The organism is Limimaricola hongkongensis DSM 17492, assembly GCF_000600975.2.
Classification (GTDB): Bacteria; Pseudomonadota; Alphaproteobacteria; order Rhodobacterales; family Rhodobacteraceae; genus Limimaricola; species Limimaricola hongkongensis.
Genome location: NZ_KK088649.1, coordinates 30108 through 45724, shown reverse-complemented (window position 1 = coordinate 45724; position 15617 = coordinate 30108). Strand labels below are relative to the sequence as shown.

The following is a 15617-nucleotide window of genomic DNA, read 5'->3' as shown; positions in this document are numbered from 1 at the left end:
CGTGAACATCATTCTTCTGGGACCGCCGGGGGCGGGCAAGGGCACGCAGGCCAAGCGCCTGGTCGAAGGGCGCGGCATGGTCCAGCTCTCCACCGGCGACATGCTGCGCGAGGCCCGCTCCTCGGGCACCGAGATGGGCCGCCGCGTCGCCGACGTGATGGATCGCGGCGAGCTGGTCACCGACGAGATCGTCATCGGCCTGATCCGCGAAAAGCTCACCTCGGGCAAGGAGGCCGGCGGCTATATCTTCGACGGCTTCCCGCGCACGCTGGCGCAGGCCGACGCGCTGGCCGCGCTGCTCGACGAGCTGGGCCAGAGCCTCGACCACGTGATCGAGATGCGGGTCGATGACGAGGTGCTGGTCGCGCGCATCACCGGCCGCGCCACCTGCGCCAATTGCGGCGCGGTCTATCACGACGTGACCCGGCCGATCCCGGCGGACGGCGCCTGCGCCGAATGCGGCGCGACCGAGATCACGCGCCGCGCCGACGACAACGAGGACGCGCTGCGCACCCGGCTTCTGGCCTATTACAAGCAGACCTCGCCGCTGATCGGCTACTACCACGCCAAAGGCCAGCTCGAGAGCGTCAACGGTCTTGCCGCGATCGAGGAGGTTTCGGCCGAGATCGCGGGTCTTCTGGGCCAGCAGACCCAGGACGCCTGAGCGGGCGATCGCGTGGCGCGGGCAGGGGGCTTGACCCTCTGCCCGTCCGCCCATAGACAGCCCCATCCCGCAAGGGAATCATTTCGTGCCGGTGTGCGGGTCGCTCCTGTCCCGGCGCGGATCACCTCGCAGAGTGCGGCCCGGTTCGTCCGGGCCTCAGTTGTGAAAAAAGGCTCCGGCATAACGGAGCCGCAACGAAAGGACGCAAAACGTGGCACGTATTGCCGGCGTGAACATCCCGACCGCGAAGCGGGTTCCGATCGCCCTCACCTACATCACCGGTATCGGTGACACCACCGCCCGCCAGATCTGCGAAGCCGTCGGCATCGACGTCACCCGCCGGGTCAACGACCTGTCCGACGCCGAAGTGCTGTCGATCCGCGAGCACATCGACGCCAACCTCACCGTGGAAGGCGACCTGCGTCGCGAGACCACGATGAACATCAAGCGCCTGATGGATCTCGGCTGCTACCGTGGCCTGCGCCACCGTCGCAACCTGCCGGTCCGCGGCCAGCGCACCCATACCAACGCACGCACCCGCAAAGGCCCCGCAAAGGCCATTGCCGGCAAGAAGAAATAAGGAGGCGCTTCGATGGCACGTGATACCCGTCGCGGAGGCAAGAAGAAGGTCTCCAAGAACATCGCCGCTGGCGTGGCGCATGTGAACTCTTCGTTCAACAACACCAAGATCCTGATCTCGGACGTGCAGGGCAACGCGATCTCCTGGTCGTCCGCCGGCACCATGGGCTTCAAGGGCTCGCGCAAGTCGACCCCCTACGCCGCCCAGCTGGCCGCCGAGGATGCGGGCCGCAAGGCGCAGGACCACGGCGTCAAGACGCTCGAGGTCGAAGTGCAGGGCCCCGGTTCGGGCCGCGAGAGCGCGCTGCGCGCGCTGGCCGCCGTCGGCTTCAACATCACGTCGATCCGCGACGTGACGCCGATCGCCCATAACGGCTGCCGCCCGCCGAAGCGCCGCCGCGTCTGAACCAGAACCACCTATCCGGGGCCGCGCCTGTCTGCGCGGCCCCGATCCGTCATTTTGAAACCTCGGGCGTCCGGCTCTTCGGGACCATGGAGCGCGGACAGGAATGGAGGGACGCATGATCCACAAGAATTGGGCCGAGCTGATCAAACCGACGCAGCTCGACGTCCGCCCCGGCAACGACCCCGCCCGGCAGGCCACCGTCGTCGCCGAGCCGCTGGAGCGTGGCTTCGGCCTGACGCTCGGCAACGCGCTGCGCCGCGTGCTGATGTCGTCGCTGCAGGGCGCGGCCATCACCTCCGTCCAGATCGACAATGTCCTGCACGAGTTCTCCTCGATCTCGGGCGTCCGCGAAGACGTGACCGACGTGGTGCTCAACCTCAAGGGCGTGTCGATCCGCATGGAAGTCGAAGGCCCCAAGCGGCTCTCCGTCCAGGCGACCGGCCCCGGCGTCGTCACCGCCGGTGACATTTCCGAATCTGCGGGCATCGAGATCCTCAACAAGGATCACGTGATCTGCCACCTCGACGATGGCGCGTCGCTCTACATGGAGCTGACCGTCAACACCGGCAAGGGCTATGTCGCGGCCGACCGCAACAAGCCCGAGGACGCGCCGATCGGCATGATCGCCATCGACGCCATCTATTCGCCGGTCAAGAAGGTGTCCTACGACGTGCAGCCGACCCGCGAGGGGCAGGTGCTCGACTATGACAAGCTGACCATGAAGGTCGAGACCGACGGCTCGCTGACGCCCGACGACGCCGTGGCCTATGCCGCGCGCATCCTGCAGGACCAGCTGTCGATCTTCGTCAACTTCGACGAGCCGGAATCGGCCTCGGCCGGCGCGCTCGACGACGGGCTGGAGTTCAACCCGCTGCTGCTCAAGAAGGTCGACGAGCTCGAGCTTTCGGTGCGTTCGGCGAACTGCCTGAAGAACGACAACATCGTCTATATCGGCGACCTGATCCAGAAGACCGAAGCCGAGATGCTCCGCACCCCGAACTTCGGCCGCAAGTCGCTCAACGAGATCAAGGAAGTGCTTTCGGGCATGGGCCTGCATCTCGGCATGGACGTCGAGGACTGGCCGCCGGACAACATCGAGGATCTGGCCAAGAAATTCGAAGACCAGTTCTGAGACAAGTCGGGGAGGGGCGACCCTCCCCGCACCGGGCATCTCGCCCCAAGGAGAGCGGTCGACACGCATCGGCTGCCGGACAAAGCAAAACGCTAAAGGAGAAACCCAATGCGTCATGGAAGTGGCTACCGCCGCCTGAACCGTACCCACGAGCACCGCAAGGCGCTGTTCTCGAACCTCGCCGGCTCGCTGATCGAGCACGAGCAGATCAAGACCACGCTGCCCAAGGCGAAAGACCTGCGCCGCGTGATCGAGAAGCTCGTCACGCTCGGCAAGCGCGGTGACCTGCATGCCCGCCGCCAGGCCGCGGCGCAGCTCAAGCAGGACGCGCATGTCGCCAAGCTGTTCGAGATCCTCGGGCCGCGCTACGCCGAGCGTCAGGGCGGCTATGTCCGCGTGCTGAAGGCCGGCTTCCGCTATGGCGACATGGCGCCGATGGCGATCATCGAGTTCGTCGACCGCGACGTCGACGCCAAGGGCGCGTCCGACCGCGCCCGGCTCGAAGCGGAAGACGCCGCCGCGGAGTGATAGGGGACCAACCCCAAAGCGTAGCGCCTCACTCCCAAAGAGTGGGGCGTTTTCGCTTTTAATGCTCCCATGCCAAGGACTTGTACCTTTCGATAGGTCTGGTTTGGGGCATAATGGAACGCGACCGTCATCGCATAGAGTTCCAAGGCAGCCATGTCCCTTACCTCCGGTATCGATTTTCAGACGCGCAAGCTCGCCGCGCTTTCGCCGGGCGGGTTCTTCTTCGCGCTGCATTTTCGCTTCGCGGTGCCGCTGCTCAGCCACCAGGCCTTTCCCGAGGAATGGATGAAGCGCTATACCGAGGAAGCCTATGCGCTGCGCGACCCGGTCATCGCATGGGGCTTTTCCACCACCGGCTCCTGCCGCTGGAGCGAGATCGAGATCCCCGATCCCTTCGACATCTTCGGGCAGGCGCGCAGCTTCGGCATGGTCTATGGCTTTGCCGTCTCCTGCGGCCCGATGCAGTCGCGCAGCATCGCCTCGGCCTGCCGCGCGGATCGCGAATTCACCGATGCCGAGATCGCCGAGTTCGAACGGCTGGTGCTGCAGTTGCACGAGATCACCGAGCCGCCCAAATCGCTGAGCCGCGCGCAGGTCGAGGCGCTGCGCTGCATCGCCGAAGGCGACCGCCACGCCGCCGCCGCCGCCAAGCTCGGGATCTCGGAAAGCGCGCTCAAGGCGCGGCTGGCCTCGGCCCGCTCGACCCTGCTGGCACGGACCACCACCGAAGCCGTGCAGCGGGCGCGGGATTATCGCCTGCTCTAGGCGCCGATCCGCCAGTCCGCCCCCCAGATTTCGGCAGGGATACTAAATCCCTTGGCACTTATCCACAGGCGTACTAGATTTGGGGCATGGCCGATCTGTTCGATAACATGCCCGATCTGCAACCCGAGCGGCCTCGCGCAAAGGCCGCGCCGGAGCCTGCCGGGCATAGGCCGCTGGCCGACCGGCTCCGGCCGCGCAGCCTCGACGAGGTGATCGGTCAGGAGCAGGTGCTTGGCGCGCAGGCGCCCTTGGGCGCCATGCTCGAGGCGGGGTCGCTGTCCTCGCTGATCCTGTGGGGGCCGCCGGGGGTGGGCAAGACCACCATCGCAAGGCTGCTGGCCGATGCGAGCGATCTCGCCTTCGTGCAGGTCAGCGCGATCTTCACCGGGGTCGCGGACCTCAAGAAGGTATTCGAAGCCGCCAAGCTTCGGCGCGGGCAGGGGCGGGCGACGCTTTTGTTCGTCGACGAGATCCACCGTTTCAACAAGGCGCAGCAGGACGGCTTCCTGCCGCATATGGAGGACGGGACGATCCTTCTGGTGGGCGCGACCACCGAGAACCCGTCCTTCGAGCTGAACGCCGCGCTTCTGAGCCGGGCGCAGGTGCTGGTGCTGACCCGGCTCGACTTGGCCGATCTCGAACGGCTCGCCCAGCGCGCCGAGGCCGAGATGGGCCGCCCGCTGCCGCTCGACGGGGCGGCGCGCGAGGCGCTTCTGGACATGGCCGATGGCGACGGGCGGGCGCTGTTGAACCTGATCGAACAGGTGGCGGCGTGGAAGACCGACACCCGGCTCGGGGTCGAGGCGCTGACCACGCGGCTGATGAAGCGGGCCGCGAAATACGACAAGTCGGGCGACGAGCATTACAACCTGATCTCGGCGCTGCACAAATCGGTGCGCGGCTCCGACCCCGACGCCGCGCTCTACTGGCTGGGGCGGATGCTGGTGGGCGGCGAAGACCCGCGCTATCTCGCGCGGCGCATCACCCGCATGGCGATCGAGGATATCGGGCTCGCCGATCCGCAGGCGCAGACGATCTGCCTGCATGCGTGGGAAACCTACGAGCGGCTGGGCTCGCCCGAAGGCGATCTGGCATTGGGGCAGGCGGTGATCTACCTCGCGCTCGCGCCGAAATCCAATGCCGGTTACGCGGCCTTCAAGGCGGCGCTCGCCGAGGCGCGCAAGACCGGTTCGGAGCCGCCGCCCAAGCATATTCTCAACGCGCCGACCCGGCTGATGAAGGATCAGGGCTACGGCAAGGGCTATGATTACGACCACGACGCCGAGGACGCGTTTTCGGGGCAGAACTATTTTCCCGAGACGATGAAGCGCCCGGTCTATTACACCCCCGTCGATCGCGGTCATGAGCGCGAACTGCACCGGCGGGTCGAGTTTTTCGCCGGGCTGCGCGAAAAGCGCAGGCGCGGCGAGGGGCGGTAGCCGGGCAGGGGGCGCTGCCCCCGGCCTGCGGCCTCCCCCGGCGTATTTGGGGAATGGTGAAAGGGCAGGGCGCTTGACAAGCGGAGCAGGCCCAACGACACCGCGCGGATGATGACATCCCTTGCATTGGTGGCCATGGGCGGCGCCACGGGCGCGAGCCTGCGATTTCTCGTGGGGCAGGCCGTGGCCTTTCCGATGGGCACGCTCGCCGTGAACGTGACCGGAAGCCTCGCCATCGGCGCGCTGTGGGTGCTGCTCGAAGGGCGCGCCGCGCAGCTGGCGCCGCTGCTCGTCACCGGGCTTTTGGGCGGGTTCACCACCTTTTCGGCCTTTTCGCTCGATGCGCTCAGGCTGGCGGAGGCGGGGCGCGGCGCCGCGGCGCTGGCCTATGTGGCGGGATCGGTCATTCTCTCAATCATGGCCTGCGCTTCGGGCCTCTGGATCGCAAGGAGCCTCTCATGAGCGGCGTGCAGACCATCACCGTCGGACCGGACGAAGGCGACCAGCGGCTCGACCGCTGGCTCAAGCGGCGCTTCCCACACCTCGTCCAGACCCGGATCGAAAAGATGTGCCGCAAGGGCGAGCTGCGGGTCGAGGGCGGGCGCGTGAAGCCCGCGACCCGGCTCGAGGTCGGGCAAAGCGTGCGGGTGCCCCCGATCCCGGAGGCGCATGAGGTCGAAAGCCGTCCGGTGGATCGCTCCCAGATCTCGAAGAAGGACGCGGAGATGATCCGTGGCTGCGTGATCTACCGCGACGAGCACATCATCGCCATCAACAAGCCCGCGGGCCTGCCGACCCAAGGCGGGTCGGGCGTGGCGAAACACGTGGATGGTCTCGCCGAGGCGCTGCGCGACGGCTTCGAGGACAAGCCGCGGCTGGTGCACCGGCTCGACAAGGATACATCGGGCGTGCTGCTGCTCGCGCGGACCCGCACCGCCGCCAAGGGGCTGACCGAGAATCTCAAGCATCGCGAGACGCGCAAGATCTACTGGGCCGCCGTCGCCGGCGTGCCGCAGCCGCGCGCGGGCACCATCAAGTACGGGCTCGTCAAGGCGATGGGCCACGGCAAGGGCGGCGAGGGCGAGAAGATGCAGTGCATCCACCCCGCGGAGGTCGACAAGACGCCGGGCGCCAAGCGCGCCGTGACCGATTTCGCGACGCTGAGCGCGCTGGGCCAGCGGGTGGCGTGGATGGCGCTGGTGCCGGTCACAGGGCGCACGCACCAGCTGCGCGCGCATATGGCCGAGCTGGGGCACCCGGTGGTCGGCGACGGCAAATATGGCGGGTCGGGGCAGGAAAACCTCGGCGATGGCTGGGGCGCGGGGCTGGGCGCGGAGATCGACCGCAAGCTGCACCTGCATGCCCGTTCGCTGAAGATCGAGCATCCGGTGACCAAGGCGATCCTGCAGCTCGTCGCGCCCTTGCCCGACCACATGGAGCGGACATGGGATTTCTTCGGCTGGGACACGCGCGACGCGCCGATGGACCCGTTCGACCCGGACGAACTCGACGGATGACCGAACCGCGGCTGGTGATCTTCGATGTCGACGGCACGCTCGTCGACAGCCAGCGCGACATTCTCGCGGCGATGGCGGCGGCCTTCGCCGCCGAGGGGCTCGCCGTGCCGCCGCGCGAGCGGGTGCTGTCGGGGGTGGGGCTGTCGCTGCCCGAAACCTTTCTGCGGCTCGCGGGCGCGCAGGGGCAGGACGTCCGCGCCCGCATGATCGCCAGCTACTGTGCCGCCTATGCCGATCTGCGGCAGGCGCACGGGGCCGAAAGCAGCCCGTTCTATCCCGGCGCGCGCGCGGCGCTCGACCGGCTGGCGGGCGAGCCTTTCACGCTGCTGGCCGTCGCCACGGGCAAATCGCGGCGCGGGCTCGACCGGTTGATCGAGGCGCATGGGCTGGAGGGGCTGTTTCACAGCCGCCAGACCGCCGATGACCACCCGTCCAAGCCGCACCCGGCGATGATCCGCGCCGCGCTCGACGAGACCGGCGTGGCACGCGCCCGCGCGGTGATGGTGGGCGACACCCGCTTCGACGTCGAGATGGCGCGTGCCGCCGGGATCGCCTCGATCGGCGTGGGCTGGGGCTACCAACCGGCGGCGGGGCTGTCCGCCGACCGCATCATTCACGACTGGGCCGGGCTCGCCCCCGCCCTCGACGAGCTGACGGAGACGAATTCATGAGCGACTGGAAAGCCAAGCGGTTCTGGAAGGCGGCCAGCGCCGCCCCCGCCGAGGGCGGCTGGCAGGTGCTGCTCGACGGGCGGCCGGTGCGCACCCCGGCCAAGGCGGCGCTGGTGCTGCCGACGCGGGCGCTCGCCGAGGCGGTGGCCGCCGAGTGGCAGGCGCAGGAGGAGCGGATCGACCCTGGCGCCATGCCCGCGACCCGCACCGCCAATTCCGCCATCGACAAGGTGACGGCGACCCGCGCCGAGGTGGCCGGGATGCTGGCCGCCTATGGCGGCTCCGACATGCTGTGCTACCGCGCCGAGGGCCCGGCCGAGCTGGTGGCGCGGCAGGCGGCCGAATGGGACCCGCTGCTCGACTGGGCCGCGACGCGGTTCGACGCGCGGCTGGCCGTGACGGCGGGCATCATGCCGGTGGCGCAGGACGCGGCGGCGCTGGAGCGCCTGGGGGCGCCGGTCCACGCGATGGAGCCCTTCGCGCTCTCGGCCTTTCACGATCTCGTGGCGCTGTCGGGATCGCTGGTGCTGGCCTTTGCCGTCACCGAAGGGCGGCTCGACCCGCAGGAGGCATGGCGGCTGTCGCGGCTCGACGAGGAGTGGCAGATCGAGCAATGGGGCGTCGATGACGAGGCCGAGGCGCTGGCACAGCGCAAGCGCGCGGCCTTTCTCGACGCGGCGCGGTTCTGGACGCTGCTGGGCTGAGCCGGTTTCCTGCGGGGCTGGAAAAGGGGCGGTGCCGCGCGGTGCCGCCCCTTTCGCGTGCGGTTCGCATGCAAACCGGGCTGACCCGGCGTTCGCGCCGTAAGGTGACATGGGCCTGACATGGGCCGACCCTTGACCTGATGGCGAAAGATTGCCCAACTGGCGCCGTCGGGGTCGTTTCGATCCTTGCATTCCGTCGTGGCGTCTCGCGTCGCGGCACGAGAAAGCCGCCCCCGCCAAGAGGGGCTGCGACACAGGAAGAGGTAATTCATGAAGAAATCCGTACTCTTCGGCGCCCTGACCGTCACCGGTCTCGTTGCCGGAGCGGCGCAAGCCGCCACGCTCGACGATGTCAAGGAGCGCGGCGAGCTGAACTGTGGCGTCGTGACCGGCCTTGCCGGCTTTGGCGCGCCCGACGCCAACGGCGTCTGGGAAGGCTTCGACGTTTCCGTCTGCCGCGCCGTCGCGGCCGCCGTTCTGGGCGATCCCACGGCCGTCAACTTCGTGCCCACCACCGGCCAGACCCGCTTTACCGCGCTGGCCTCGGGCGAGATCGACATGCTGGCGCGCAACACCACCTGGACCTTCTCGCGCGATACCGATCTCAAGTTCGATTTCGCCGGCGTCAACTACTATGACGGTCAGGGCTTCCTCGTGCCGACCGCGCTGGGCGTGTCCTCGGCCAAGGATCTCGACGGCGCCACCGTCTGCATCCAGACCGGCACCACCACCGAGCTGAACCTCGCGGACTTCTTCCGCAACAACAACATCAGCTACGAGCCCGTGCCGGTCGAGACCAACGCCGAGGCGCAGCAGCAGTACCTCGCCGGGGCCTGCGACGCCTATACCACCGACGCGTCGGGTCTCGCCGCGACCCGCGCCACCTTCGAGAACCCGGGCGATCACGTGATCCTGCCCGAGATCATCTCCAAGGAGCCGCTCGGCCCGCTCGTGCGCCATGGCGACAACGAATGGGGCGACGTCGTGCGCTGGACGCTCAACGCGCTGGTCGCGGCCGAGGAATTCGGCGTGACCTCGGCCAATGTCGACGAGCTGTCGGCGGCGCCGGGCACCAACCCCGAAGTGAACCGCCTGCTGGGCACCGAGGGCGAGCTCGGCGCGATGATCGGTCTGGGGAACGACTGGGCCAAGAACGCGATCGCCGCTGGGGGCAACTACGGCGAGATCTTCGAGAAGAACATCGGCGAGAACACCCCGATCGGTCTCGCGCGCGGGCTCAACGCGCAGTGGACCAATGGCGGCCTGATCTACGCGCCGCCGTTCCGCTAAGCATTCCGGGAGGGGCGTTCGCGCCCCTCTCCACCAACGAAGGACAAGGCGCCAAGCGCCGCCTTTTCCCCCGATCTGGGCGCAGCCGGAGCAACCGGCGCGAGGCCGGCGCGGGGGGACCAACGGGGACCATTACATGACAACGACCTCGGATGTTCCGAAGGCCGGGTTTCGGCCTAGCCAGCTCATCTACGACACGCGCTACCGCTCCCTGACCATTCAGGTGATCGCTTTCATCGCCCTGATGCTGGGGCTGAGCTGGCTGGTGTCGAACACGATCGCCAACCTCTCCGCGCTCGGCAAGGATTTCGATTTCGGCTTTCTCGGCCAGCGCGCGGGCTACGACATCAACCAGCGGCTGGTCGAATACGACAGCGCGTCGAGCCATGGCCGGGCCGCGCTGGTCGGCATTCTCAACACGCTGCTGATCGCGGTGCTGGGCTGCGCGCTCGCCACCGTGGTCGGCGTGCTCGCGGGCGTGCTGCGCCTGTCCAAGAACTGGATCGTCGCCAACCTGATGGCGGTCTATGTCGAGGGCTTCCGCAACATCCCCGTCCTGCTGTGGATCCTGCTGATCTTTGCGCTGATGACCGAATCGACGCCGCAGCCGCGCGATTTCCGCGACGGCGGCGACGCGGCGATGATCCTTGGCGACAGCGTCGCCATCACCAATCGCGGCGTGTTCATCCCGGCCCCGTTCTGGGGCGCGGGCGCGGGCATCCTGCTGGCGGTGTTTCTCGTTTCGCTCGTCGGCATCTATGTCTGGCGCCGCCACGCCCACAAGGTGCAGGAGCAGACCGGTCGCATCCTGCCGATCGGCTGGGGCACGCTGGGCCTGCTGATCGTGCCGACCGCGCTGGCCTTTCTCGCGCTGTCGGCGACGACGGGCCGCGAGCGGCTGCCGGTCTATGCGGTCGGCGCCGAGGCGAATATGAGCCTGGCCGATTTCACCGCCGGTCCCGGCGCGCAGGGGCTCAACGTCTGCGCCGTGCCCGGCTCGACCGAGGCGCTGAACCTGCGCCGCCTGATGCGCGCGGGCGAGGCCCGTTTCAACCTCGTGCCGGTGGCCGACGGCGCCGCCGCCATCGCCGCCGCCGAGGCCGGGCGCTGCAACATCCTGTCGCTGCCCGGCGGCACCGATCCGGCCACCGTGCCCGCGGGCGCCGTGGCGCTGTCGGAGGACATCGCGCGCGGCCTGCCGGTCGAGTTCGAGCGCCCGGTGCTGGGCGGCTTCAACTTCGAGGGCGGGCTGCAGCTCAGGAACTCGCTGATCGCGCTGTGGCTGGCGCTGTCGCTCTATACCGGCGCCTTCATCGCCGAGAACGTGCGCGGCGGCATCCTGTCGGTCTCCAAGGGGCAGACCGAGGCGGCCTTCGCGCTCGGCATCAAGCCGTCGCGCACCATGCGGCTGGTGATCCTGCCGCAGGCGCTGCGGGTCATCATCCCGCCGATGATCTCGCAATATCTCAACCTCACCAAGAACTCGTCGCTGGCGATCGCGGTGGGCTACATGGATGTGAGATCGACGCTGGGCGGCATCACCATCAACCAGACCGGCAAGGAGCTGGAGGGGATGCTGCTCTTGGGGCTGTTCTACCTCGTGACCAGCCTGATCATTTCGAGCGCCATGAACCTCTACAATTCCCGCGTGAAGCTGAAGGAGCGCTGAGATGTCGGACACGCACGCACAGACCGTCTCCTTCGTGCGCGAGAGCATGATCCCGCAATCGCCCCCGCCGACCGGCAATCGCGGCGCCGTGCTCTGGCTGCGCGAGAACCTGTTCTCGGGCTGGCTCAACATCCTGCTGACGCTGGTGTCGCTCTACGTGATCTGGTGGGCGCTGGCGCACACCATGCCATGGGTCTTCAACGGCATCTGGAACGCGGGCTCGCTCTCCGAATGCCGCGAGATCCGCAACGCCACGATGGGCGAGGGCAGCTCCGCCGCCTGCTGGGCGGTGCTGGGCGACCGCTGGCAGCAGCTGATGTTCGGCTTCTACCCGCGCGAGCTTTACTGGCGGCCGGTGCTGGCGCTGGTGATCTTCCTTGCCGCCATCGCGCCGGTGCTGTTCGCGCAGATGCCGCGCCGGGCGCTGTGGTTCACGGCGCTGTCGCCCTTCGTCATGTTCTGGCTGCTCTGGGGCGGCTCGGTCTGGTTCCCGGTTTCCGTCGGCCTGGGCTTCGTGCTGGGCTGGGCCGCGTGGCGGGCGCTGGCGCCGCTCGCGGGCAACCTCGTGGCGGTGATCGTCGCGGCGCTGCTGCCGGTCATCTACTGGCTCTACAGCGCCGGTCCGCTGGCGCGCGAGCTGGAACAGGCGGTGGCGCTTTCCATCGAATACGTGCCGAGCCAGGATTTCGGCGGCTTCATGCTGTCCTTCATCATCGGCATCGCGGGCATCATCCTGTCGCTGCCGCTGGGCATCCTCTTGGCGCTGGGCCGGCAGTCGGACCTGTTCATCATCAACAAGATCTCCGTGGGCTTCATCGAGATCATCCGCGGCGTGCCGCTGATCGTCTGGCTGTTCACCGCCTCGTTGCTGCTGAACTACTTCCTGCCGCCGGGCACCAATTTCGACCTGATGCTGCGGGTCATCATCATGGTGACGCTGTTCGCCGCGGCCTATATCGCCGAGGTCGTGCGCGGCGGTCTCGCGGCGCTGCCCAAGGGCCAGTACGAGGCGGCCGACGCGCTCGGGCTCGACTACTGGAAGGCGATGCGGCTGATCATCCTGCCGCAGGCGCTCAAGATCTCGATCCCCGGCATCGTCAACACCTTCATCGGCCTGTTCAAGGACACGACGCTGGTGGTGTTCATCGGGCTGTTCGACCCGATCGGCCTGTCGAACGCGATCCGCGCCTCGGTCGAGTGGAACGGCATCTACTGGGAGCTTTTCGTCTTCATCGGCCTGCTGTTCTTCATCTGCTGCTTCAGCATGTCCCGCTATTCGCTGTACCTGGAGAAAAAGCTCCAGCGCGGCCACAAGTAAGGAGGGTGTGATGACCGACACCACCACCGCCCGCACCATCGATCGCAGCCACATGCAGGTCTCCGACGAGGTCGCGATCGAAATCTCTGACATGAACAAGTGGTACGGCGCGTTCCACGTGCTGCGCGACATCGATCTTACCGTCTATCGCGGCGAGCGGATCGTGATCTGCGGGCCCTCGGGATCGGGCAAATCGACGCTGATCCGCTGCATCAACCGGCTGGAGGAGCATCAGGCAGGACGGATCGTCGTCGACGGGACCGAGCTTTCCTCGGACCTCAAGAACATCGACAAGATCCGCTCCGAGGTCGGCATGTGCTTTCAGCACTTCAACCTCTTTCCGCATCTGACCATCCTCGAGAACTGCACCCTCGCGCCGATCTGGGTCCGCAAGACGCCCAAGCGCGAGGCCGAGGAGATCGCGATGCATTTCCTCGAAAAGGTGAAGATCCCCGAGCAGGCGCACAAATATCCCGGCCAGCTTTCGGGCGGCCAGCAGCAGCGCGTGGCGATCGCGCGCAGCCTGTGCATGAAGCCGCGGATCATGCTGTTCGACGAGCCGACCTCGGCGCTCGACCCCGAGATGATCAAGGAGGTGCTCGACACGATGATCGAGCTCGCCGAGGAGGGCATGACCATGCTCTGCGTGACCCACGAGATGGGCTTTGCGCGGCAGGTCGCCAACCGCGTGATCTTCATGGACCAGGGCCAGATCGTCGAGCAGAACGAGCCGGAGGCCTTCTTCAAGGCACCGAAATCCGACCGGACCAAGCTGTTCCTGAGCCAGATCCTCGGCCACTGAGCGCGGATCCTGCGTATTTGAAGAACAAGGTCGGGAAGGGGGGGCGCGACAGCGGCCCCCTTTTCGCGGTCAGAGATCGGCGGGGATGGCGAAGCCCGCGACGCGGCCCTTGCCGATGGCCGACCAGTCCCTTGCATCGAATTCCAGCACCGTGACGGCGCAGGTCGGGTAGTCGTGAAAGCGCGGATGCGCCGGGGCGCTCTCGGCCAGCTCGGCGGCGAGGCGGCCGATGCCGGGGTTGTGCGCGACCAGCGCGACGCTGCGGGCGTCGGCGCCGTGCAGCGCCTGCCGAAGCTGGCGCGGCGGGGCGGCGTAGAGCATGGGCTCGTGGCGGATCGCGGGCGGGGTCGGCCATGCGGCCTGCATCAGGTCGATCGTCTCGCGCGTGCGGGTGGCGTCCGAGCACAGCACCAGTTCGGGCACATGGCCGCCCTCGGCCAGCCAGGCGGCCATGCGCGGCGCGTCGCGGCGGCCGCGCGCGGCCAGCGGGCGGGCATGGTCGCGCTGACCCGAATCGCCCCAGTCGGACTTGGCGTGCCGGATCAGGACGAGCTTGAGGCTCATGCCGCGCCGCGCGGCTTCATGCTGCTCTCGGTCGAGCGGATGATCGAGCCCGCGCCATGTTCGGTGAACAATTCCAGAAGCGCGGCATTGGGCAGCCGCCCGTCGAGGATCACCACCGCGCGCACGCCCTCGTCCAGCGCGGCGAGCGCGGTTTCGGTCTTGGGGATCATGCCACCGGCGATGATGCCGTCGGCGGTCATCTGGCGGACCTGTTCGGGCGAAAGCTGCGTGACCACCTCGCCGGAGGCGTCCTTGACGCCGGAGACGTCGGTCAAAAGCAGCAGGCGGTCGGCCTGCAGCGCGCCCGCGATCGCGCCGGCGGCGGTGTCGCCGTTGACGTTGAAGGTCTCGTTGGGGTCCATGCCGGTGGCGACCGGGGCGACGACGGGGATGATGCCCGCCTCGAACAGGTCGCGCAGCACCTGCACGTTCATCTCCACCGGGCGACCCACGAAGCCCAGCTCGGGGTCGTCGGCCTCGGCCACCATCAGGTCGTCATCCTTGCCCGACAGCCCGACGGCGCGGCCGCCCTCATCCATGATCGCCTGCACGATGCGCTTGTTGACGAGGCCGGTCAGCACCATTTCGACCACCTCGACGGTGGCCTGGTCGGTGACGCGCTTGCCGCGCACGAAGCGCGATTCGATGCCGAGCTTGCCGAGCATCTCGTTGATCATCGGCCCGCCGCCATGCACCACGACCGGGTTCACCCCGACCTGCCGCATCAGCACGATGTCGCGGGCGAACTCGGCCATCGCCGCGGCGTCGCCCATGGCGTTGCCGCCGAATTTCACCACCACGACCGCGCCGGAATAGCGCTGCAGGTAGGGCAGGGCCTCGGAGAGGGTCTTGGCGGTGGCGATCCAGTCTCGGTCCATGGTCTGCGTCCTCATCAGAGGCCCCTGTTCAATGCGTCAGGACAGCCCCGCGACGATGGCACGAAGCGTTTCGATCCCATCGCCCTTCTCGGAGCTGGTCAAGACCAGCTCGGGATAGGCGGCGGGGTGCTTGGCCAGCGCGGCGCGGGTCAGGCCGAGGCTCTGGTCCAGCTCGCTTTTCTTCACCTTGTCGATCTTGGTCATCACGACCTGGAACGGCACCGCCGCGCGGTCGAGCAGGGCCATGATCTCCTCGTCGACCTTCTTGGCGCCGTGGCGCGCGTCGATCAGAACGAAGGCGCGGCGCAGGGTCGGGCGGCCCGAGAGATACTGCTTCAGCAGCCGCTGCCATTTCTCGACCACGGCGACGGGCGCGTTGGCAAAGCCATAGCCCGGCAGGTCGACGATGTAATGGCTGTCGGCGGCGGTGAAGAAGTTGATCTCCTGCGTCCGGCCCGGCGTGTTCGAGGCGCGCGCGATGGCCTTTCGGCCCGTCAGCGCGTTGATCAGCGACGACTTGCCCACGTTGGAGCGGCCCGCGAAGCAGACCTCCAGCCGGTCGGCGGGCGGCAGGCCGGACATGGCGACCACGCCCTTGAGAAACTCGACCTCGCCGGCGAACAGAAGCCGCCCCGCCTCGGCCTCGGAAGGCTCCGGCGGGGCGGCCTCGGGAAAGCTCATCTGCATGGCG

Annotated in this window: 18 protein-coding genes; 15 read left to right on the top strand and 3 right to left on the bottom strand. The window is 67.9% G+C overall.

Features of this window, described 5'->3' with window-relative positions; all coding sequences use genetic code 11:
- Position 1 precedes the first annotated feature (1 nt).
- The 15 genes from LOKHON_RS02165 to LOKHON_RS02095 all read left to right on the top strand — a co-directional run bounded on the left by LOKHON_RS02165 (position 2) and on the right by LOKHON_RS02095 (position 13484).
- On the top strand, positions 2-664 hold the full coding sequence (locus LOKHON_RS02165) for an adenylate kinase (protein ID WP_026147427.1): 663 nt from the start codon (positions 2-4) through the stop codon (positions 662-664).
- A gap of 211 nt (positions 665-875) precedes the next feature.
- Positions 876-1244 carry a 30S ribosomal protein S13 gene (gene rpsM, locus LOKHON_RS02160; protein ID WP_026147428.1) on the top strand — a complete coding sequence of 123 codons (369 nt, stop codon included), beginning with the start codon at positions 876-878 and terminating at the stop codon, positions 1242-1244.
- Between the two features lie 12 nt (positions 1245-1256).
- Positions 1257-1649: a 30S ribosomal protein S11 gene (rpsK, locus tag LOKHON_RS02155; RefSeq protein ID WP_017928038.1), complete on the top strand. Its 393-nt coding sequence runs from the start codon at positions 1257-1259 to the stop codon at positions 1647-1649.
- A 115-nt stretch (positions 1650-1764) separates the two neighbouring features.
- Positions 1765-2781 (top strand): DNA-directed RNA polymerase subunit alpha, encoded by a 1017-nt coding sequence (locus LOKHON_RS02150; protein WP_017928039.1) that lies wholly within the window; start codon positions 1765-1767, stop codon positions 2779-2781.
- 108 nt (positions 2782-2889) lie between these two features.
- On the top strand, positions 2890-3309 hold the full coding sequence (rplQ, locus tag LOKHON_RS02145; RefSeq protein WP_017928040.1) for a 50S ribosomal protein L17: 420 nt from the start codon (positions 2890-2892) through the stop codon (positions 3307-3309).
- A 153-nt stretch (positions 3310-3462) separates the two neighbouring features.
- Positions 3463-4074: an autoinducer binding domain-containing protein gene (locus LOKHON_RS02140; protein ID WP_017928041.1), complete on the top strand. Its 612-nt coding sequence runs from the start codon at positions 3463-3465 to the stop codon at positions 4072-4074.
- Positions 4075-4160: 86 nt separating this feature from the next.
- Positions 4161-5513, top strand: coding sequence for a replication-associated recombination protein A (locus LOKHON_RS02135; protein ID WP_017928042.1), 1353 nt, complete (start codon positions 4161-4163; stop codon positions 5511-5513).
- 108 nt (positions 5514-5621) lie between these two features.
- Positions 5622-5975, top strand: a complete 354-nt coding sequence (locus LOKHON_RS02130; protein ID WP_026147429.1) for a fluoride efflux transporter FluC — start codon at positions 5622-5624, stop codon at positions 5973-5975.
- The gene (locus tag LOKHON_RS02125; RefSeq protein WP_017928044.1) at positions 5972-7030 is read left to right on the top strand and encodes an RluA family pseudouridine synthase; all 1059 of its coding nucleotides are present in this window, start codon (positions 5972-5974) and stop codon (positions 7028-7030) included. The genes LOKHON_RS02130 and LOKHON_RS02125 overlap by 4 nt, the downstream gene beginning before the upstream one ends.
- On the top strand, positions 7027-7701 hold the full coding sequence (locus tag LOKHON_RS02120) for an HAD-IA family hydrolase (protein ID WP_017928045.1): 675 nt from the start codon (positions 7027-7029) through the stop codon (positions 7699-7701). Before LOKHON_RS02125 ends, LOKHON_RS02120 begins: the two co-directional genes overlap by 4 nt.
- A complete protein-coding gene (locus LOKHON_RS02115; RefSeq protein WP_017928046.1) occupies positions 7698-8405 on the top strand; it encodes an ATP12 family chaperone protein in 708 nt (235 codons plus the stop codon). Before LOKHON_RS02120 ends, LOKHON_RS02115 begins: the two co-directional genes overlap by 4 nt.
- Positions 8406-8675: 270 nt before the next feature.
- The gene (locus LOKHON_RS02110; RefSeq protein ID WP_017928047.1) at positions 8676-9695 is read left to right on the top strand and encodes an amino acid ABC transporter substrate-binding protein; all 1020 of its coding nucleotides are present in this window, start codon (positions 8676-8678) and stop codon (positions 9693-9695) included.
- Between the two features lie 136 nt (positions 9696-9831).
- Positions 9832-11364, top strand: a complete 1533-nt coding sequence (locus LOKHON_RS02105; RefSeq protein ID WP_017928048.1) for an amino acid ABC transporter permease — start codon at positions 9832-9834, stop codon at positions 11362-11364.
- Position 11365: 1 nt separating this feature from the next.
- Positions 11366-12682, top strand: coding sequence for an amino acid ABC transporter permease (locus tag LOKHON_RS02100; RefSeq protein WP_017928049.1), 1317 nt, complete (start codon positions 11366-11368; stop codon positions 12680-12682).
- Between the two features lie 10 nt (positions 12683-12692).
- Positions 12693-13484 (top strand): amino acid ABC transporter ATP-binding protein, encoded by a 792-nt coding sequence (locus LOKHON_RS02095; protein ID WP_017928050.1) that lies wholly within the window; start codon positions 12693-12695, stop codon positions 13482-13484.
- Between the two features lie 69 nt (positions 13485-13553).
- Here the strand turns inward: LOKHON_RS02095 and LOKHON_RS02090 are convergent, their stop codons facing one another.
- From LOKHON_RS02090 to yihA, 3 genes are read right to left on the bottom strand one after another with little or no spacing between them, the layout of a single operon-like run.
- On the bottom strand, positions 13554-14048 hold the full coding sequence (locus LOKHON_RS02090; RefSeq protein WP_017928051.1) for a SixA phosphatase family protein: 495 nt from the start codon (positions 14046-14048) through the stop codon (positions 13554-13556).
- The gene (gene argB, locus LOKHON_RS02085) at positions 14045-14941 is read right to left on the bottom strand and encodes an acetylglutamate kinase (protein ID WP_081610562.1); all 897 of its coding nucleotides are present in this window, start codon (positions 14939-14941) and stop codon (positions 14045-14047) included. Before argB ends, LOKHON_RS02090 begins: the two co-directional genes overlap by 4 nt.
- Positions 14942-14962: 21 nt before the next feature.
- Positions 14963-15613: a ribosome biogenesis GTP-binding protein YihA/YsxC gene (yihA, locus tag LOKHON_RS02080; RefSeq protein ID WP_017928053.1), complete on the bottom strand. Its 651-nt coding sequence runs from the start codon at positions 15611-15613 to the stop codon at positions 14963-14965.
- Positions 15614-15617 lie beyond the last annotated feature (4 nt).